This is a genomic window from Winogradskyella sp., assembly GCF_965656915.1.
Lineage (GTDB): Bacteria > Bacteroidota > Bacteroidia > Flavobacteriales > Flavobacteriaceae > Winogradskyella.
On the sequence record NZ_CBFHMI010000002.1, the window covers coordinates 71305 to 91089 of the forward strand.

The 19785-nt window shown below is 32.7% G+C and carries 16 protein-coding genes and 1 other RNA gene; 10 read left to right on the forward strand and 7 right to left on the reverse strand.

What is annotated here, in order from left to right:
* Positions 1-19: 19 nt before the first annotated feature.
* Together ACTG3Y_RS01525 and ACTG3Y_RS01530 are read right to left on the reverse strand one after the other, a co-directional pair.
* Positions 20-595, reverse strand: coding sequence for a DUF4126 domain-containing protein (locus ACTG3Y_RS01525; protein WP_439151160.1), 576 nt, complete (start codon positions 593-595; stop codon positions 20-22).
* Positions 596-599: 4 nt separating this feature from the next.
* Entirely contained in the window at positions 600-2042 is a 1443-nt protein-coding gene (locus tag ACTG3Y_RS01530; RefSeq protein ID WP_439151161.1) for an ATP-dependent DNA helicase, read from the reverse strand.
* A 155-nt stretch (positions 2043-2197) separates the two neighbouring features.
* Here ACTG3Y_RS01530 and ACTG3Y_RS01535 point away from each other — a divergent pair, with 155 nt between their 5' ends.
* From ACTG3Y_RS01535 to ACTG3Y_RS01555, 5 genes are all read left to right on the forward strand, one after another.
* Complete coding sequence (locus tag ACTG3Y_RS01535; protein WP_439151162.1) at positions 2198-2923, forward strand: hypothetical protein; 726 nt, start codon at positions 2198-2200, stop codon at positions 2921-2923.
* A gap of 2 nt (positions 2924-2925) precedes the next feature.
* Positions 2926-3732: a DUF3822 family protein gene (locus tag ACTG3Y_RS01540; protein ID WP_439151163.1), complete on the forward strand. Its 807-nt coding sequence runs from the start codon at positions 2926-2928 to the stop codon at positions 3730-3732.
* Positions 3732-4271 carry a 16S rRNA (guanine(966)-N(2))-methyltransferase RsmD gene (gene rsmD / locus ACTG3Y_RS01545; protein WP_439151164.1) on the forward strand — a complete coding sequence of 180 codons (540 nt, stop codon included), beginning with the start codon at positions 3732-3734 and terminating at the stop codon, positions 4269-4271. Before ACTG3Y_RS01540 ends, rsmD begins: the two co-directional genes overlap by 1 nt.
* 253 nt (positions 4272-4524) lie before the next feature.
* Positions 4525-4929 carry a hypothetical protein gene (locus tag ACTG3Y_RS01550; RefSeq protein ID WP_439151165.1) on the forward strand — a complete coding sequence of 135 codons (405 nt, stop codon included), beginning with the start codon at positions 4525-4527 and terminating at the stop codon, positions 4927-4929.
* A gap of 29 nt (positions 4930-4958) precedes the next feature.
* Positions 4959-5471, forward strand: a complete 513-nt coding sequence (locus tag ACTG3Y_RS01555) for a hypothetical protein (RefSeq protein WP_439151166.1) — start codon at positions 4959-4961, stop codon at positions 5469-5471.
* A 39-nt stretch (positions 5472-5510) separates the two neighbouring features.
* Here the strand turns inward: ACTG3Y_RS01555 and rnpB are convergent.
* An RNA gene (rnpB, locus tag ACTG3Y_RS01560) (RNase P RNA component class A) lies at positions 5511-5818 on the reverse strand.
* Positions 5819-5919: 101 nt separating this feature from the next.
* On the opposite strand from rnpB, the gene dnaX reads away from it, so the two are divergent.
* The 3 genes from dnaX to ACTG3Y_RS01575 are packed head-to-tail and all read left to right on the forward strand — an operon-like array spanning position 5920 to position 8814.
* On the forward strand, positions 5920-7641 hold the full coding sequence (gene dnaX / locus ACTG3Y_RS01565) for a DNA polymerase III subunit gamma/tau (protein WP_439151167.1): 1722 nt from the start codon (positions 5920-5922) through the stop codon (positions 7639-7641).
* Positions 7642-7645: 4 nt separating this feature from the next.
* Positions 7646-8230, forward strand: coding sequence for a hypothetical protein (locus ACTG3Y_RS01570; RefSeq protein WP_439151168.1), 585 nt, complete (start codon positions 7646-7648; stop codon positions 8228-8230).
* A gap of 2 nt (positions 8231-8232) precedes the next feature.
* Positions 8233-8814: a tRNA-(ms[2]io[6]A)-hydroxylase gene (locus ACTG3Y_RS01575; protein WP_439151169.1), complete on the forward strand. Its 582-nt coding sequence runs from the start codon at positions 8233-8235 to the stop codon at positions 8812-8814.
* Positions 8815-8876: 62 nt separating this feature from the next.
* Here ACTG3Y_RS01575 and ACTG3Y_RS01580 read toward each other — a convergent pair whose 3' ends face one another.
* The 4 genes from ACTG3Y_RS01580 to ACTG3Y_RS01595 all read right to left on the reverse strand — a co-directional run bounded on the left by ACTG3Y_RS01580 (position 8877) and on the right by ACTG3Y_RS01595 (position 12949).
* Entirely contained in the window at positions 8877-9407 is a 531-nt protein-coding gene (locus ACTG3Y_RS01580; protein ID WP_439151170.1) for a porin family protein, read from the reverse strand.
* A 95-nt stretch (positions 9408-9502) separates the two neighbouring features.
* A complete protein-coding gene (locus ACTG3Y_RS01585; protein ID WP_439151171.1) occupies positions 9503-10408 on the reverse strand; it encodes a Ppx/GppA phosphatase family protein in 906 nt (301 codons plus the stop codon).
* A gap of 1 nt (position 10409) precedes the next feature.
* Positions 10410-12464, reverse strand: a complete 2055-nt coding sequence (gene ppk1, locus ACTG3Y_RS01590) for a polyphosphate kinase 1 (RefSeq protein WP_439151172.1) — start codon at positions 12462-12464, stop codon at positions 10410-10412.
* On the reverse strand, positions 12464-12949 hold the full coding sequence (locus ACTG3Y_RS01595; RefSeq protein WP_439151173.1) for a SixA phosphatase family protein: 486 nt from the start codon (positions 12947-12949) through the stop codon (positions 12464-12466). Before ACTG3Y_RS01595 ends, ppk1 begins: the two co-directional genes overlap by 1 nt.
* Before the next feature lie 326 nt (positions 12950-13275).
* Here ACTG3Y_RS01595 and ACTG3Y_RS01600 point away from each other — a divergent pair, with 326 nt between their 5' ends.
* Both ACTG3Y_RS01600 and ACTG3Y_RS01605 read left to right on the forward strand, forming a co-directional pair.
* Entirely contained in the window at positions 13276-18834 is a 5559-nt protein-coding gene (locus ACTG3Y_RS01600; RefSeq protein WP_439151174.1) for an HYR-like domain-containing protein, read from the forward strand.
* Between the two features lie 9 nt (positions 18835-18843).
* A complete protein-coding gene (locus ACTG3Y_RS01605) occupies positions 18844-19779 on the forward strand; it encodes a PorP/SprF family type IX secretion system membrane protein (protein WP_439151175.1) in 936 nt (311 codons plus the stop codon).
* Positions 19780-19785 lie beyond the last annotated feature (6 nt).

A 19785-nucleotide genomic window follows, 5' to 3' on the forward strand; every position in this document is an offset into this window, starting at 1 on the left:
GAATTTCAAAAATACAGTTTTACGATGATTTAGGCTTCCTCAATTTTAACTTTTTATACAACCTATATACTATGTAAAGAATTATAAGAACTAAAATAATAGCCAGAACAGGAAGAAATATAGAAATAACGGACATAACTACAGACGTACCTGTTTCGATTGTAGACACCACAGGATTGGCAACTCCAGCTGTTGAAACTGTTGATCCCAATCTTGTGACACTTGCAGAACTTTTAATTGCTGCCGCAGTTCCACCACCAGCAATAATAGCCAATGCCCAAGTTACAACCGGACTTAAATCAGCCACTGTAGAAACCATGACGGCTGTTCCCGCAACTGTCGCTAAGGGAATTGCAATAGTATCTAGGAGATTATCAACAACAGGTAAATAATAAGCTATTATTTCTACAACGGTAGCTATGCCTAATGTAATTACAGCAACTGTACTGCCAATCCACATCCAAGATTCATTAAGTTCCCAGAAATTAAAATAGACTGCTAAACTTAAAGCAAATAAAGGCAAGAAAACTCTGAAGCCAACCGATGCTGATAAGCCTATGCCTAAAAATATGCTAAGAATTGTTTCTGCTGTCATTCTTCTAATTTAATTCATTTTCTTCAAACAGATCATCTTTAAAACCTATGAGATATAATTTTTCTTTTGCTCTTGTTACTGCAGTGTATAACCATCTTATGTAATCTTTATTCATACCTTCTGGTAAATAGGGTTGCTCAATAAATATGGTATTCCACTGACCACCTTGAGACTTATGACATGTTATGGCATAACTAAATTTAACCTGTAGCGCATTAAAAAACTTATTGTTCTTTACTCCTAAAAATCGTTTGTAATTAGAGGTTTCATCTGCATAATCTTTAGAGACTTCTTGGTATAATCGGTTAGATTCCTTATAACTTAATGATGCACTTTCTACCGCAATTGTATCTAGCAATAATACAGTTTCAAAAGGACGCATTTTTGGATAATCTACCATCTTTACTTTCACTTCAGCAAACTTAAATCCATACAATTCTTTGATGCTAAAAATCTCTAAGACTTCAATTATATCGCCATTAGCTATAAAACCAGCTTCAGATGTTGGCTTTACCCAGAAATAGTTATTCTTTACTACCATTAAATAATCACCGGCGGACAATTCACTCTCATTAAATAAAATGCGTTGTCGTATTTGTTGGTTAAACATATTCGCACGTTTGTTGCTTCGCACTATTATGGCTGTTTCCTCATAACCTTCATTACTGTAGGCATCATTGATAGCATCCATAATTTCATAACCATCGATTAGTCTTACGATATCTTTATATGGTGTAACATTAAATTTAAAACTATCGTAAAAGGTAGAAGCTAATACTGCTCTTAATTCTGTAGCGTTTTCTAATATTCCTGAATCTTGTTCTTGCCTAACAACTTCATCTAATTCTATACCGATGACATCCTTATTGTAATTGAGACTTAATTTATCAGCATCTAAAGCCGGGCTTAAATCAGATTTTACTGGTGGTAATTGTGCTTTATCCCCTATTAATAATAATTTACACTGGTGACCAGAATAGACATACTGCATTAAATCATCTAAAAGTGATCCGTTTTCAAACAATTTTGAGTCTGAAGGTACATCTGGAATCATAGAAGCTTCATCAACTATAAAAATTGTATTTCTATGTTTGTTGGGCTGCATTACAAATTTTACACCACCACTTTTTTCTTTTTTTGGAAAATATATTTTCTTATGAATGGTAAAAGCCTCTTTATTCGAATAATTAGAAATCACCTTCGCCGCTCTTCCTGTTGGTGCTAGTAAAACTGCACTTTTTTTTGCTTGCCACAGGTTTGAAACTATCGTACCAATAATACTAGTCTTACCTGTACCTGCATAACCTCTTAATAAATATAAGGTATTTTTAGAGGTACTGAATATAAACTCAGAAAGTTGCATTAAAACCAAATCTTGCTTAGATGTTGGCTGAAATGGAAATTTAGATTTTAATAAAGAGTAAAATGCAGAAGCATTAGTAATCATAAAGAATTTTTTATAAAGCAATATAACATTAATATCCATTTTTACAGAGGCATAGTGCTAATAGATATTTATTTTGAATGATTTTTATTTAGATAGTTTTAACGAACAAAAAAAAATTGTAGATTTGCGATAGACCTAATTAATAAAGACATTATATGAAAGTAATTATAGCAATTGTAGTTATTATACTGTTAACCATTTTAATTGTATGGCTAATAGATAAGTTTGTTCCCAAAAAAGCTAAACCTATAATCAACGTTTTACTTTGGGTATTAATTATTTTCTTAGGTTATAAAACCTATATGTCAGTATACAAAGAGATTCAGTTTAACCAGCTAAAGGTTGAACGCTACAAAGTTGTTATCGATCAACTTATAGATATTAGAGATTCTCAATTAGCATATAAAGAAGTCAATGGAGAATACGCTGGTAATTTTGATAAATTAGTGAGGTTTATTGATACAGCTAAAGTTCCAATCACTCAGAGAAGAGATGTTACCGTTTTAGATGAAGAGGCTACACGACGTTTTGGTGGAGTAGAAATGTTTAAAACAGAAGTTGTAATTGATACACTGAGTTATTACTCTGTAAAAGATTCTTTATTCGATGGTACTAATCGTTACAAAACAATGATGAATTTAACTGTTGGAGATAAGAGTGCTAAAATTAAATTAAAAGCAGATAAAATAGATGATATTCCGGTGTTTGAGGCTAGTATAGCAAAAGAACTTATTCTTAGCGACCAGGAAAAATATTTAATTGAAAAAGAAAAACAAGTCGTTTCAGTTGACGGTGTAAATGGATCTATGCTAAAAGTAGGTTCTTTAGAAGAAGTTAATACTACCGGAAACTGGCCAAAAAACTATATCAAATCTCAATAGTTTTGACCAAAAACAACATTAAAGAACTGTCCATTCAAGTTAATTTGAATGGGCTTTCTTTTTGTATACTAAATAGAACGTCAAATACAGTAGAGTTACTTAAAACTATCGATTTTAAATCTAAACTTACTCCATTCGATGTACTTAATAGATTAAAAACTGAGTTGAGCAGTAATACGGAGTTTTCTGACGAATTTGACTCGGTATTGGTAATACATCAGAATGAACTATCTACACTTGTTCCTAAAGCTTTATATGACGATAATTTAAAAGCAGATTATTTAAAATTTAATTCAAAGATCTTAAAAACAGATCTTATCGCAGAAGATGAGATTACGGTCAATGACAGCATTAATGTGTATGTGCCATATGTAAATATCAACAATTACATTTTTGAGACTTTTGGTGAATTTGTGTATAAACATGCCACAAGTATTTTTATAAATTCTGTGTTACAACATAAACATTCAGAAAAACATTCAGAAGTTTATATAAATGTAACCCATAACGCTATTGAATTGATTGTTACAGTACACGGAAGACTTCAGTTGATTAACGTGTTTGATTATACTACCAAAGAAGATTTTATCTATTATGTTCTATTTGTTTTTGAACAATTAAAACTAGATGCAGAAACAACACTAATTCATTTAAGTGGAAATATTGACAAAGATGGCGAGCTTTATAACGTATTATACACTTATGTTAGACATATTGACGTAGTGAAGTTTACAAGTTCATACCATTTTAATAATTCTATAGATTCTGATGGTCTACACAGACACTATCTTATTCTAAACTCTTTCTAATGCGTATTATATCTGGTTTGTATAAAGGTAGACGCATTTCAGCTCCAAAAAAGCTACCAGTGCGACCTACAACAGATATGGCGAAGGAAGCCTTATTTAATATTATAAATAATCGGTATTATTTTGATAATATTTCAGTCTTAGATTTATTTGCTGGTACTGGGAACATTAGTTATGAATTTGCCTCCAGAGGCACTGAGAAAATCTTAGCTGTAGATGATAATTATGGGTGTATAAAATTTATTAATAATACTTCCGAGTCTTTTGATATGCCTATTAATACAATAAAAAGTGACGTTTTTAAATTCCTAGAACAAACTCAACAAAAGCATACCATTATTTTTGCTGATCCTCCTTATGATTTTGAGATTGAACGCTTTTCTAAGCTACCAGAATTAGTCTTTAAAAATACTATTCTAGAAGATGAAGGATTACTTATTGTAGAGCATTCTAAACATACGGATTTAAGCCACTTAAATAACTATTCACATTCCAGAAGTTATGGAGGAAATACGTTTAGTTTTTTCGAAAATAACTGAATACCAGAAACGTAGGGCAATTCCTAGTTAATAATTATACTTATCTTGTATGTTATTAACTATTATACCTCCCTTCATTTACTTCTTCTATTTTTGATATGGTTAAATAAGCTATTAACCAAAATCAAACAATTATGAAAATTTTTAAAAAGACCATTCTTTTAGTATTATAATACTAGCAGGTAATTTTATCTATGCACAGAGTGAACCAGAAGTAACCCTAAAATTTGAAAACGCAAAGGTCGCAGAAACTTTGGTCAAAAATTATACTGATGCTTTACAAAATGGAGATGTAGACAAAATGAATGCACAACACCATGATGAGGCTATGATATATGGATTAGGTAGCGGTCTAGATTCATTAACTGTGAAACAACATAAAGTATACTTTACTAATAGCACCAATCAATACAAACATTCAAGATCAGAAGATTTATATCTACCCGTAAAAGTAGATAACAACAGGAATAAAGGAGAATGGCTTCTATCTTGGGGAACTAATACAATTACCGATAAAAAATCAGGTAAAGAGATAGTAGTACCTTACCACACAGTGTCAATGATTGCAGATGGAAAAATTGTATTTATGCGTTATTTCTATGATATGATGAATATTATGACTAGTCAAGGTTACAGTATTTCACCACCTAAAGAATAATATTTTAAAATCGTTAAAATCTCACGAATATGAAAAATTTATTAACACTAGGATTATTAGTTTTATTATTTACTTCTTGCCAGGAACAAAAGCAAAGATATTTTGCAGAATCAACTGAAACTAAGACTTTAGAAGCCGGCATTACCGCTTACGAAAGTAGTGATTGGGACAGATGGAAAAGTCATTTTGCTGACACAGCTAAGATCTATGTCAATTCTAAAGAACCGATGACCTTAGATGCTAGATTAACTAATCTAAAAGCTATGACTGACGCGTTTTCTTCTTATGGATTTGATAAAAACGATGATTACATGAAAATGGTAATAGATAAAGAAGACGAAACATGGGTCTATTATTGGGCTCAACATAGTGGAACCATGGTCAATGGAACTAAATTGTCTATGCCTGTTCATTTAGCAGTTCAATTTACTGATGGAAAAATAACAGCAGAGCACATTTACTTTGATGCCACAGCAATGAATGCTGTGCTCAATGCTATGCAAGCGGCCGAAACTGAGAACACTGAATCTATTGAAGAATAGATAGCAATCAAAAAAACCTTCTATTGCTAGAAGGTTTTTTTCTTAAGTAAATCTATAAGCCGAATTCTGTACTCAAAATGAGCCCTTATCATTTATCTACGTTTACTATTACTAGCAAACTTTAGCTGCCTACCCTCTAACATTGCACGTGCCGCACTCAAACGTTAGTTTACATGACATTGCACCACATAGAGTTTACCTGATTTCACTACAGCATTACCTGTACATACTTTCTGTTGCACTTTTCCTAGTCTCTCGACTGATGGCTGTTAGCCACTATGTCTGCACTATGGTGTTCGGACTTTCCTACTCTAAATAAATTTAGAATCGATAAGGCAATCTACTCGCAGTAAAAGTAATCAAATTGTTAATAACTCATATTAAATTTTAACTGCATTAAAGCGCAATTTATTGGTTATTCTTAAATTTGTAATTCAGTTAAATCTCAATGGAACACTTCGTAGTATCGGCACGTAAATACAGACCACAAACCTTTAAGGATGTTGTGGGTCAGCAGGCCATTACAAACACTTTACTAAATGCTATTGAGAATAATCATTTAGCCCAAGCTTTATTATTTACTGGTCCACGTGGTGTTGGTAAAACAACATGTGCTAGGATTTTAGCCAAAATGATAAATAGCGATGGTAACACCAGTGAAGATGAAGACTTTGCATTTAATATTTTTGAATTAGACGCGGCTTCTAATAATTCTGTAGATGATATCCGAAATTTAACCGATCAGGTTCGTATTCCACCTCAGGTAGGTAAATATAAAGTTTATATCATAGATGAGGTACACATGCTGTCCCAAGCGGCTTTTAATGCGTTTTTAAAGACCTTAGAAGAACCACCTAAACACTGTATATTTATTCTAGCTACAACGGAAAAGCATAAAATTATACCAACTATTTTATCACGTTGCCAGATTTTTGATTTTAAGCGTATTACAGTTACTGACGCTAAAGAGTATTTAAAGTATATCGCTGAAGAACAAGACATCAATGCAGAAGATGACGCGCTTCATATTATAGCTCAAAAAGCTGATGGAGCCATGCGTGATGCTTTGTCCATATTTGATCGTGTTGTGAGTTTTTCAGGTAAAAACTTAACGCGCCAGGCCGTAACTGAGAATTTGAATGTACTCGATTACGAGACTTATTTTACCAGTACAGATTTAATATTAGAAAATAAAATCCCTGATTTGCTGGTGCAATTCAACGCTATACTTTCAAAAGGGTTTGATGGACATCATTATATAGCAGGTCTAGCTTCTCATTTTAGAGATTTAATGGTTTGCAAAAACCAGGTAACCATAGAATTATTAGAAGTTGGTGAAGACACTAAACAGAAATATATAGAACAATCACAGAAAACATCTCATAGTTTTCTAATGAGAGGCATACAATTAGCCAACGACTGCGATTTAAAATACAAAACCAGTAAGAATCAACGCTTATTAGTGGAATTAACACTCATGCAATTAGCCTCTATCACTTTTGATGGAGAAAAAAAAAACAATAAGTACTTCATAATTCCTCCTTCATATTTTAAAGCAAGAAGTATTCAGCCAATTCCAGTTCAAAAACCAAAAGCTGAAACTAAAAAACCTGAGCAGACTGCTTCCACCACAAAAGAAGATATAGAAGAAAATATTACTGCCGTTGCAGAGCCTGTGGTTATTCCAAAAATTTCTATTGAAAAACCGAAGAAAGTCACATCTGGTTTATCGTTAAAAAGCATACGGGAGAAAAAAGAACATCAAATACGACAAATGGATGTGGTAATTGATGAAGAAGATTTGCCAAAAGAACCTGTTAAACAAGAAGATCTTGAAAAGGCCTGGTATAACTACACCCAATCGCTTCATAAGAAAGGCGAAAAAATTATGGCTTCAATTCTAGAAATGGAAGCCCCTAAATTAAAAGGTATAGCCATATGCCTTACCTATTCTAACAATACGAATAAAATAGAATTAGAGCGCTCTCAATATCCTTTATTGGTTTATTTGAAAAAGACATTAAAGAATTACGATTTACACTTAGATATTTCAGTTAATGAAGAAGTCGCAAAAAAGTATGCCTTTACTCCACAGGAAAAGTATGAGAAATTGAAAGAAAAAAATCCGAATATAGAAATTCTTAAACGTACGTTTGGATTAGATGTTTAATACTATGAAACATATTTTATATCTATTTCTAATTTCCGTTTTGGTATTTATAAGTTGCGAAGGCCGTAAAACGTCTCATGAAGCGCTACTTGAAAGTATCGAAGCATATGACAAAGAGGTTGTAACTGAAAAAATAGTTTTTATCCCAGAATATTATTCTGAACGTGAAGTAGATACTTTATTTCAAAATGGCTACAGCGTACAGATAAAAACTTACTCAGATATGGCTAATAGTATACTTTTTACCAAAATTGAAGACACTATTAATTACCAAACCTATTATAGAAATTTTAAGTTTGATATCCGTATTGAAAGAGATGGCAAACTCATCTTTGAAGAGTGTTTTGATAAAAAGAAAATTAATCTTCTTTTTAGATATGATACAATAACCAAATCTAATATCGAGGATCACGAATTTGATAAAATCGGAATTCTGAAATCAATCGAAGTCAATGATGATGCACCTATGGCTGATAAATTAAAAATAGATGTGATCTACGCTATACCTGAAACCGATAGAACATCTTTACACTCTATAATTATTGATAAAAAAGGAAGATTAAAAGTAGAACGAATAGGACCATATTAGATATGCTAGGACTAAAACTACCGACAGACCCAAGATGGGTAAATATTGTAGAAAAAAATATTGAAGAAATATTAACTGATCATGCTTATTGCGAACAAAAAGCTGCAAGTACGGCAGTTTCATTAATTGTGAGTTTCCCTGAGTATACAGAACTGGTACAGGAAATGATTGAGCTTGTTAATGAAGAGATGAGTCATTTTAAAATGGTACACGATCTTATCTTAGAGCGAGGATGGATACTAGGTCGAGACCGTAAAGATGAGTATGTAATTGAGCTATTAAAGTTCTTTCCTAAAGGCGGAAGCAGAACGACGCAACTTGTACACAGATTACTTTATGCGGCATTAATAGAAGCACGTAGTTGCGAACGCTTTAGATTATTATCTGAAGAACTAGAAGATAAAAAATTAGCTAAGTTTTATAGAAAACTTATGATAAGTGAAGCTAGCCATTATACCATGTTCTTAAATTTTGCAAGACAATATGGTGATAGAAAAGAGGTTGATGAAAAATGGCAAAACCTATTGGAATATGAAGCTGAAATAATGAAAGACTTAGGGAATAAAGAGACTGTACATGGGTAACTTAAAAAAGCCTAGCAATTTGCTAAGGATTTTTTAAGTTATTTTGATTACTGTATTACTGTTTAAATTTTAATACCAAAACCAAATTGCATAACGTGGTTATTAGCTTCTATATCAGTTAAATCTTCATCTAAGATATTAGTAAGACCATAAGAGAATCTGGCATCAACGAATAAGTCATCTGTTATCATGTATTCAAAACCAGCTACGCCAGAGAACGCAAATGTTGAAAACCCATCGTTATCTTTCCATGTTTTTAAAGCTACTTGTGGGCCAACTCCTATTCGTAAACGATCCGAAACGGATAAACGTAATAAAATTGGTAATTGAATATAATCAGCTCTTATAGATTCATCTTTTCCTCCTTCTGCAGACCATTGTAGTTCTGTTAAAAGTGATAAATTCTCTGAGAATTCAAATTCTACAAATCCTCCAAAGGCAAAACCATTTCTATGATCATTTTCAAAAGTTGCATCTGGTTCAAAGTCTAAATTTGATACGTTAATAGCTCCTCTTATACCATATCTTATATCCTGAGACACACAAATAGTTGTAAAACAAACTAACACTAAGGCAAGTAAATATCTTTTCATAATTTTCAATTTGAGAGTGCCAATATAAATTTTAATTTCAAGATTTCCATAATATTATTGATTTTCATTGCTGAAAATGGGTTGAAATGCAAGATTTAAATAGTAACGCTAGAGACTGTTTCGTGATAAATACTTTTTATAATTCCATCAGATAATCCAATTTTAGGGACATAAATATCCTTTGCTCCACTCCATTTCATCGCAGATAAATAAATTCTGGTTGCAGGAATTATAACATCAGCTCTATCTTGATTTAAATTTAATTTAGTAATACGTTCTTCGTAAGAATAATTTTGTAACATTTTATAGTAACTCGTTAAATAGAAATAAGTTAAGGGCTTACCTAAGTCCTTACCTGATATCTTAAATATCTTATTAATATTACCACCAGAACCGATCAGCTCTATTTTGTAATACTGCTTGGTATTTTCTTTAATCCAGGTTTCTAGCTCGATCCAGGTTTCATTTTTAACAATATCATTTAATAGTCTAACCGTACCTATTCTAAATGATTTGGATTTTATTTTTTCTCCGTTATGAATAATTGAGAATTCTGTACTACCACCACCAACATCTACATACAGATATGTTTTATTTGGGTCTATAAATCTGTGTAAATCTGTGGCAGCGATTATAGCTGCTTCTTCTTCCCCATCAATAATATCAATATTTATGCCGCAGGATTCTAAAATATGGTTGGACAGGTATTCACTATTCTTTGCTTCTCGCATAGCCGAAGTTGCGCATGCTTTATATCTAACCACGCCATGAGACTTAATTAGTAAACTAAATGCCATCATGGTATCAATCATACGTTTTTGATTGTACTCTGACACTTCACCATTAACAAATACATCTGCTCCTAGCCTAATTGGCACTCGAACTAATGAATTTTTCTTAAAAATAACGGGTTCTCCTTCCTGCTCAATTATATTAGATATGAGCAGCCTCACTGCATTAGAGCCTATATCTATAGCGGCATATTTGCTTATTTTTAGCATATTATTTTTCTAACTTTTTGAGATAATAATTATAGGTTTCAAATTGTGCACGTATCTTTTTATGATCATTACGTTTGTAAGTATTATCCTGAGTTTGATTAATGATACGGGCTTTTACATTATCATTCCAGCATATTTCGAATAAATCCTGTAGTTCATTTTTTATATCTTCGTCGTAAATTGGACACGTCACTTCTACCCTATTATCAATGTTTCGCGTCATCCAATCTGCTGATGAAATGAAAAATTTTGGCTTATCGTTATTCGAAAAAATAAACAATCTAGTATGTTCTAAAAATTTATCGATTATACTAATGATTTCAATATTTTCACTCATTCCTTCTACACCTGGCACCAAACAACATAATCCTCTAACAATCATCTTTATCTTTACACCTGCTCTGCTGGCCTCATAAAGTTTATCAACCATCTTATAACTACTAATACTATTCATTTTTAACTTTATATAAGCAGTATTACCTAGTTTGGCATTACGTATTTCTTCATCTATTAAAGCAAATAGTTTAGACTTGGTGTAATGTGGTGAAGTTATTATGTGCTTATACCGATGAATTTTATAATTGACCTCAAAAAAGTTGAATACTTTATTGATATCCTTTAATATTTTAGAATTTGCTGTTAACAAGGTAAAATCTGTATATATCTTAGCAGTAGATTCATTGAAGTTTCCTGTACTTACAAAGCCATAACGTACAAGCTTTTCATTTTCCTCTCGTTCAATAACACACATTTTGCAATGCACTTTTAAGCCTGTAACCCCAAAAAGCATATTTACACCTGCATCCTTCATTTGCCCAGCATAATTTATATTCGCTTCTTCATCAAATCTCGCTCTTAACTCTATGCAAACTGTTACTTTTTTACCATTCTTAGCTGCATTTATTAATGAACTTGCGACATGAGAAATTTGGGCTAGCCTGTAAATGGTAATTTTTATAGTTTTTACCTGAGGATCCAAAGCAGCTTCTCTCAAAAATTTAACTACATATGAAAACGTATGATATGGCGTATATACTAAGTAATCTTTTTGTTTGATAGTTTTAAAAATACTTACTTCTAGACTTAACCCTTTAACAGGTAAAGGTTGAATTTTACTATAAAGTAGGTCTGTTCTTCCTAAACTAGGAAAATCCATATAATCTCTACGATTATGATATCGACCACCTGGTATTATACTATCTTTAGTGTCAATACCCATGCGATCTAATAAAAAGTTTAATGTATCTTCTTCAATACTTTTATCGTATACAAACCTAACCGGATCACCACTTTGTCTATCTTTAACACTATCAGAAAGTTTATCGATAAAACTCTTACTTAAGTCACTGTCAAAATCTAACTCACCATCTCGTGTTATTTTTATCATATGGGCAGATATGCTGTCATAATTAAAAATATTAAAGATATCATCTAAGCAATAACGCAACATATCATCTAACATAATGATATAATTAGACTCTCCTTTTCGTGGTAAAACCACAAAACGATCCATTGCTTTAGAAATTTCAATTAATGCGAACTGATCTGCTCCGTTTGAGTTAGTCATTTTAATGGTTAAATAAGCTGCACTATCTTTTAATTCAGGTAATGCAACATCTTCGTTTAAGACTATGACTACTAATGCTGGACTTATTTCCTGATAAAAATAATCTTTAATAAAATCGTGTTGATCAGCATCAATATCGTTTTCTTTGATTATATGAATATGTTCATTCTCAAGCTGTCGGTTTATAGAATCTAATATTTCTAAGCTTTCACTTTGCTGATTAATTACTATTTTAGTTATCTGTTCTAAAAGTTCACTTGCTTTAATACCACCAAGTTCGGCTTTACCACCTTTGCCTGCCTCATCGATTCGCCTTACTGTTGCGTATCTAACTTTAAAAAATTCATCTAAATTGTTGGAAAAAATACCTAAAAACCGCAATCTCTCAATTAACGGAACTTCCTCATCTGCAGCTTCTTGTAATACACGAGCATTAAACTGTAACCAACTTAATTCTCTATTTATATAGACGTTTTTTTCTTTTGTCATTATCGTAATTCCTTGGGGATAATAGTTTGTATTGTCTTACCTTTTTTTAATGAATTCCAATCATCAATATCTATCTGTATTTTTACTAATCCACTTGTAGGAAGATTAGACAAATAAACACTTCCAAATATATTAGAAATAGATGTGAAAGCATGATTATGACCAAAAATCATTACATCACTGATATCATTTGGTAATTTTTTGATGAAATTAATGACACTTTCACCACCAAAATCGTATAAATCTTCTTGTATTTTAATATTCTTTGTAGGAAAATTACTAATACTACAAAATAATTCACATGTACTTAATGCTCGTTTTGCCGGACTTGAGTATATGACTTCAGGTAAATTATTAGACCTAACAAACTGATTAGCAACTAGCTTGGCATCTGTTTTTCCTCTTGACTTTAAAGGTCTATCACGGTCTGAAACGTCATGTTCCCACAACGATTTACCATGTCGCATAAGTGTAATTATTTTCATATCTTATCGTTTAAATGCATATTTTTTAGACAAAATGTTGTATGTCACCGTTTTAACGAGTATTTTGCCACTTTAACTCTAATGTTTGTTTATGATTATAGTTATAGGTTCTTTTGTTTTGTAAAATTAATGTAAATGACCCCAAATCAAAAATATATTAATCCATTCATTGAATCGTTTATTTTAGTTTTTACTTCCCTCTATTTTAAGCAAAAAAAGAAATAATAATGCTTTTGAAGTGTAAATAGCATAAGTCTACAGTTATCTGTAATTATTTGTGTTTACAAGTGAATGCATCACAGACATTATAAGTTATTATGTATAATATGAGAAACAAATACAATTGTATTTCAGTCGTAAACATAATTAGGGCTATTGTTATAGCTCTATTTGTTGTTTTGCCTAATTTGTTATTAGCGCAACAAACGCCATCTATTCAAACTGGTATAACATTTCAATGGTCTGATGTCCAAAATAATTTAGACGATCCAGCGACAATTGAATCAATTTCTATTAATGGAACTATCTATAATAAATTTGTTGTGCCTACAAGTTATGAGATGACTCGTTTAGGACCTGATGGCCATAGTGATAATAAGATTAGATTGAATGGAGAATTTTCTGGTGGAGATAGTGGCCAGGACAACTGGGTAATAAACGCTACTCATGCTTTTCAAGATAAAAACTTAAATCATTACTTTAGAGCAAATCATAATGGTCAAGATATTTGTTTGGATTTTAATGCTATTGACACTACAAATGCACAAAAACAAACTATTTTCTATAGCCCAGCAATTCCATCCAACTCAGATGGAGTATTAGCTATAACTGAAAGAGGTGGAAATAACTGCTTTTATATTGAGGTTTGGGGAACACCTCCAGGTGGAGGTCCTGAACAAAGATTAGGACAAACTTTTATAAGGAATTCGGGAAATTATTTTGGATATACATTTGGACCACCAGAAAATGGTTCGGATTATTGGAAATCAGGACGTTGCAATGAGAATGGACAAACAATTGGTATTGGATTATTTTTCTTAAATGCACTAGCCCCTCAAGGTTCAAAAATTACTAAAATTGAGTTTACTGGTACAACAAGAGATCATGGTGATGGCAAGATTTTTATTCTTCAAAAATACGCTGTAGATCAAAATGACACAAATTGTATTGATACTAAATATTCAGGAAACGTAGATTTATCTAATAACGTTCCTATTAATTCTACGTATTCTTTAGTATCTGGACCTACTCCTGCAGGTGATTCATTTGTTTTTAATAGTTATGGTTATTACAGTTATACACCAACTCCTGGTTTTACTGGTAATGTAACCTTTGAATATGAAGTTTGTTTACCGGTTCCAAATACATCAGTTTGTGATCAAGCAACTGTGACTATAGACTTTGCTCCATTACCTCCAGAACCGGAATTTTATATTTCTTGTGGATCTACAAATGATAACTTTACAATATCAGTTTCTAGTCCACTTGGGCCAGAATTTGAATATTCTTTAGATAATGGAATTACGTTTCAATCTTCACCAGATTTCACAGGATTAAGTGAAGGGTCTTATAATTTAGTAGTTAAAAATATTTTTACGGATTGTATAACATTTAATAATAATCCTATTGTTTTAGACAATCTCGAATTATCGAGTACAACCACAGATGTATTATGTAGAACTGAAGCTACAGGTGCAATTGATATTGCTGTATCTGGTGGATCATCACCTTACAGTTATTCTTGGAATAATGGTGAAACAAGCGAAGATCTCGTAAATGTGATAGCAGGAAATTACACAGTTACTGTAACTGATGCAAATGGATGCGAGATCTCACAAAATTTTATAATTTATCAACCGGCAAAAGAACTTACCTCAACTGGAAGTAAATCTGATGTTCTATGTAATGGTGATAATACAGGATCAATTGACTTAAATGTAAATGGTGGAACAGCACCATATTCATATTTATGGAGTAATGGTGCTACTACTGAAGATATTTCAAATCTTGTAGCTGGCACATATTCAGTTACTATAACTGATGCAAATGGATGTACAGCAACTAATCAATCTACTGTAATCGAACCTTCAGAAGTAGTTTCAGGCTCTATAACTAATATAGTTGATGTTGATTGTTTAGGATCCAAGACTGGTAGTCTAACTGCTCAGGGTTCAGGAGGAATAACGCCTTACACGTATTCTATTGATAATGTTACTACTATTCAGGCAAGTGGATTATTTGAGAACTTAATTGCTGGTGACTATACCGTATTAATTACAGATGCCAATGGATGTACATTTACAATTAATGCTACTATTGACACTGATGATAACACAAGTCCTGAAATTTCAGTGCCATCAAACTTAACTATTGAAGGTTGTTCAACTGATGATATTGATTCAGCAAATGCCGTATTTGGATTTAATACTACTGTTTCAGGTGATATACGAGTAATTTTTGCTTCAAATCCAGATTACAATGCTTCTGACGATTTTAATATAAACAGTATAACATATATTGATGTCGTCAATTCTACTGATAATTGTCCAATTACTGTCACAAGGACTTTTACAATAACAGATAACTGTAATAATACAGCAAGTGCAATACAAATAATAACAGTTCAAGATACCACGCCACCAATACTAACGATTCCTATGGATGTCACTATTGAGTGTACTGAGGATGAATCTAGTAACAATACGGGTGAAGCTACTGGTGTTGATACCTGTGGTGATGTCACTATCACACAATCTGATGTAGAAACTGCAGCTTGTGGTAATACGAAAACCATAACTAGAACATGGACAGCTACTGATACTTGTGATAACATAACTTCTGCTGACCAAACTATTACGGTTCAAGATACCACAGCGCCAACGTTTACAACTCCTGTAGATGTAACGATTGAATGTGATGTAGATGTAACTGATCTATCAATAACAGGTAATAAAACTGATGAAGCTGATAATTGTGATACAACTTTAAATGCTACTTATATTGATGTTGCTGCTGCTGGTACTTGTGCTAATGAATCTATCATTACTAGAACATGGACCTTAACGGATGACTGTGGAAATACGACAACACAAACACAAATTATTAATGTTGTAGATACAACAGCACCTACATTTACAGCACCTAATGATTTAACTATCGAGTGCGATACAGATGCTACTGACCTTTCTATTACGGGTGATGTGACTGATGAAGCTGATAATTGTGATAATGATATAGATGCTTTATATAAAGACATTGTTGTTGACGGTAATTGTCCTAATTCATTCGTTATTATGAGAAAATGGACATTAATAGATGATTGTGGTAATCAATCAACAGCTGAGCAAATCATTACTGTACAAGATGTAACGGCACCAACATTTACTGTTCCTAATGATATAACAATAGAATGTGATGAAAATACAGAACCAAAAACCACTGGTGATGTTGTAGATGAAGGAGATAATTGTTCGGTGGATTTAGAAGCCACATTTACAGATGACATTGCTGCTGGTAATTGTTCAAATGAATCAGTAATTACAAGAATATGGTCTTTAACTGATGAGTGTGGCAATACAACAATACAAACACAAACTATTAATGTAGAAGATACTACTGCGCCAACATTTACTGTACCTGACGATATAACCATTGAGTGTGATGTAGATGCTACTGACCTTTTTATTACTGGTGATGTTTCTGATGAAGCAGATAATTGTGATACAACCTTAGATGCCACTTATTCTGATGATGTTGCAGCTGGTCCATGTGCAAATGAATCAGTAATTATAAGAACATGGACATTAACTGATGATTGCGACAATACAACAACACAAATACAAACTATTAATGTAGTAGATACTACTGCACCTACTTTCACTGTTCCTGCTGACATAACTATTGAATGTGATGAAAATATAGAACCTGTGACTACTGGTGAAGTTACCGATGAAGTAGATAACTGTTCTATAGATTTAGAAGCTACATATACAGATGTTGTTGCAACGAGTAACTGTGCTAATGAATCTATAATTACACGTACATGGTCTTTAACTGATGAGTGTGGCAATACGACAACATTAGTACAAATAATTACAGTACAAGATACAACTGTACCAACATTTACAACTCCTGCAGATGTAACTATTGAGTGTGCTGTAGATGCCAATGATTTAACTATTACTGGCGACGTTTCAGATGAAGCTGATAATTGTGATACGTCCTTGGAAGCTGCATATACTGATAGTATGTCCGATGGTAGCTGTACTAATGAAATGGTAATTACACGAACATGGACGTTAACTGATGACTGTGGTAACACAACAACACAAACACAAACTATTAATGTTGTGGATACAACTGCTCCTACGTTTACAGTTCCTTCTGATATAACAATTGAATGTGATATTGATGTTGATGATGTAACTATTACTGGAGATATGACTGATGAAGCCGACAATTGTGATACAGGTTTAGAAGCTGTTTACACTGATTCTATCGTAGATGGTGATTGTGTAAATACGTATATGATTGTTCGTACTTGGACATTAACCGACGCTTGTGATAATGTGACAACGGCTCAACAAACAATTAATGTTGAAGATACTAGAGCTCCTACTTTCGAAGGTACACTTCCTGGTGAAATTACTATAGAATGTGACGCTATTCCAGCGGCAGAAACAATAACTGCAATTGATAACTGTAGTGATTCTATTACTGTAGTATTTGAAGAAAGCAATACAGCTGGCGCTTGTGACAATGAATTTGTATTAGTTAGAATATGGACAGCCACTGATGAGTGTGGTAATGCAGTATCGCACACACAAACTATTACTGTTATAGATACTACTGCACCAGAATTTAATGAAGATTTACCTTCAGATGCAACAGTTGAATGTGATGTCGTACCTACGGCTGAAACTTTAACTGCAACAGACAATTGTGGTGTTGCAGAAGTTACTTTTGAAGAAATAATTACAGATGGTGCATGTACTGGTGATTTTATAATAGAAAGAACCTGGACAGCTACTGATACTTGTGGAAATGATAACGTTTACACACAGATTATCATGGTTCAAGATACAACAGCACCTGCACTTGTCACTCCTTTCGATGAGAATGTAACAGTCGCTTGTGATGATATTCCAGAAATTCCTGAATTAGTATTTGAAGATGCTTGTTCTAATGATATGGAAGTGACATTCAATGAAGTGTCTACTCAAGTTAATGATTTCGAAGATTACGAAATTATTAGAACATGGATTGTTTCTGACGACTGTGGAAATGTTGATGAGTTTGTTCAAAATATAACTGTTGAAATTAGTAATGTGATTAATGCTTTTGATAACTCACGTTGTATTGAAGATATTGAATTTGATCTATTCGATTTATTATCTGGTGATTTTGACATGAATGGTACGTGGAGTGTTGTTGCTGGAAATGCAACCATTAATGGTAGCTTATTTGATCCATCTTCTGTTGAATTAGGAGTATATACATTTATGTATTCTTTTACAGACGGACCATGTCCTAGGGAAATTGAAGTTAATGTAACAATCGATGATAATTGTGTTGTTTTAGCATGTGGTAAGGATGATATTGTAATTTCTAAAACAGTAACAGCTAATGGTGACAACTTTAACGAGTTCTTTACTATAAGAGGTATTGAAGACTGTGGATTTGTTATAGAATTACAGATATTTAACAGATGGGGAGCTGAGATTTATAAGTCAAACAATTACCAAAATAATTGGAATGGCGATGCTCACGGATCTTCGGTAGGAAGTTCTGGAAAAGTCCCAACAGGTACTTATTATTATATTATAAATTTAAGAAATAGTGGATTAGAACCATTCGCTGGTCCTATCTACGTTGCAACTAAATAAACTTAACCGATGAAGTTATCTAAATTTTTAAGTATTGCAATAGTTTTATTGAGCGCCTCTGCTGCATTTGCGCAGCAGTTACCTCAATTTACGCAATACATGTTCAACACCATCTCTATAAATCCGGCCTATGCTGGTAGTAGAGAAACATTCAGTGCCGTTGGTCTTCATAGAAGTCAATGGGTTGGATTAGAAGGTGGACCAGAAACTCAAACCCTTTCGCTTCATACTCCTTTGAGAAATAAAAAAATAGGATTAGGACTTTCATTTATAAATGATAAACTAGGTTATGAGAATTTCTCATACATCTATGGTGATTTTTCATATACGATTCAAACTGGTGTAGAATCTAAACTTGCCTTTGGTATTAAAGGTGGATTTACACATTACAATTTAGATGAAGAATTGTTGAATGATCCATCGGTTGTCAATGATCCATTCTTTAATGATGTATCTAATCGTTGGAGTCCAAATATTGGTGCTGGTTTATATTGGCACACTAATCGTTGGTATTTAGGACTTTCTGCTCCTAGAATACTTAATACAGATTATAATAAAGGAAGAAGTGGTTCAGTTGATTATGTAGCATTAGAGCGTATTAGTTATTACGTTACTGGTGGTTATGTATTTGATTTAAGCGAAACCACCAAGCTAAAACCATCGGTTTTATTAAAAGCTACAAATGGTGCTCCTTTATCTTTTGATATCTCTGCGAACTTTCTATTTAACGAAACGTTTTGGATTGGAGGCGGTTACAGAATAAATGAATCAGCCGCAGCCATTGGAGGAATAGCAGATTTTCAAGTGTCTAAACAATTGAGAATAGGCTATGCTTATGAATATCCTATTTCAGACATTAGACCTTACACTAGTGGTACTCACGAGGTATTACTAATGTTTGAAGTCTTTAAGAGTAAACGAATTAAATCGCCTAGATACTTCTAAAAACGA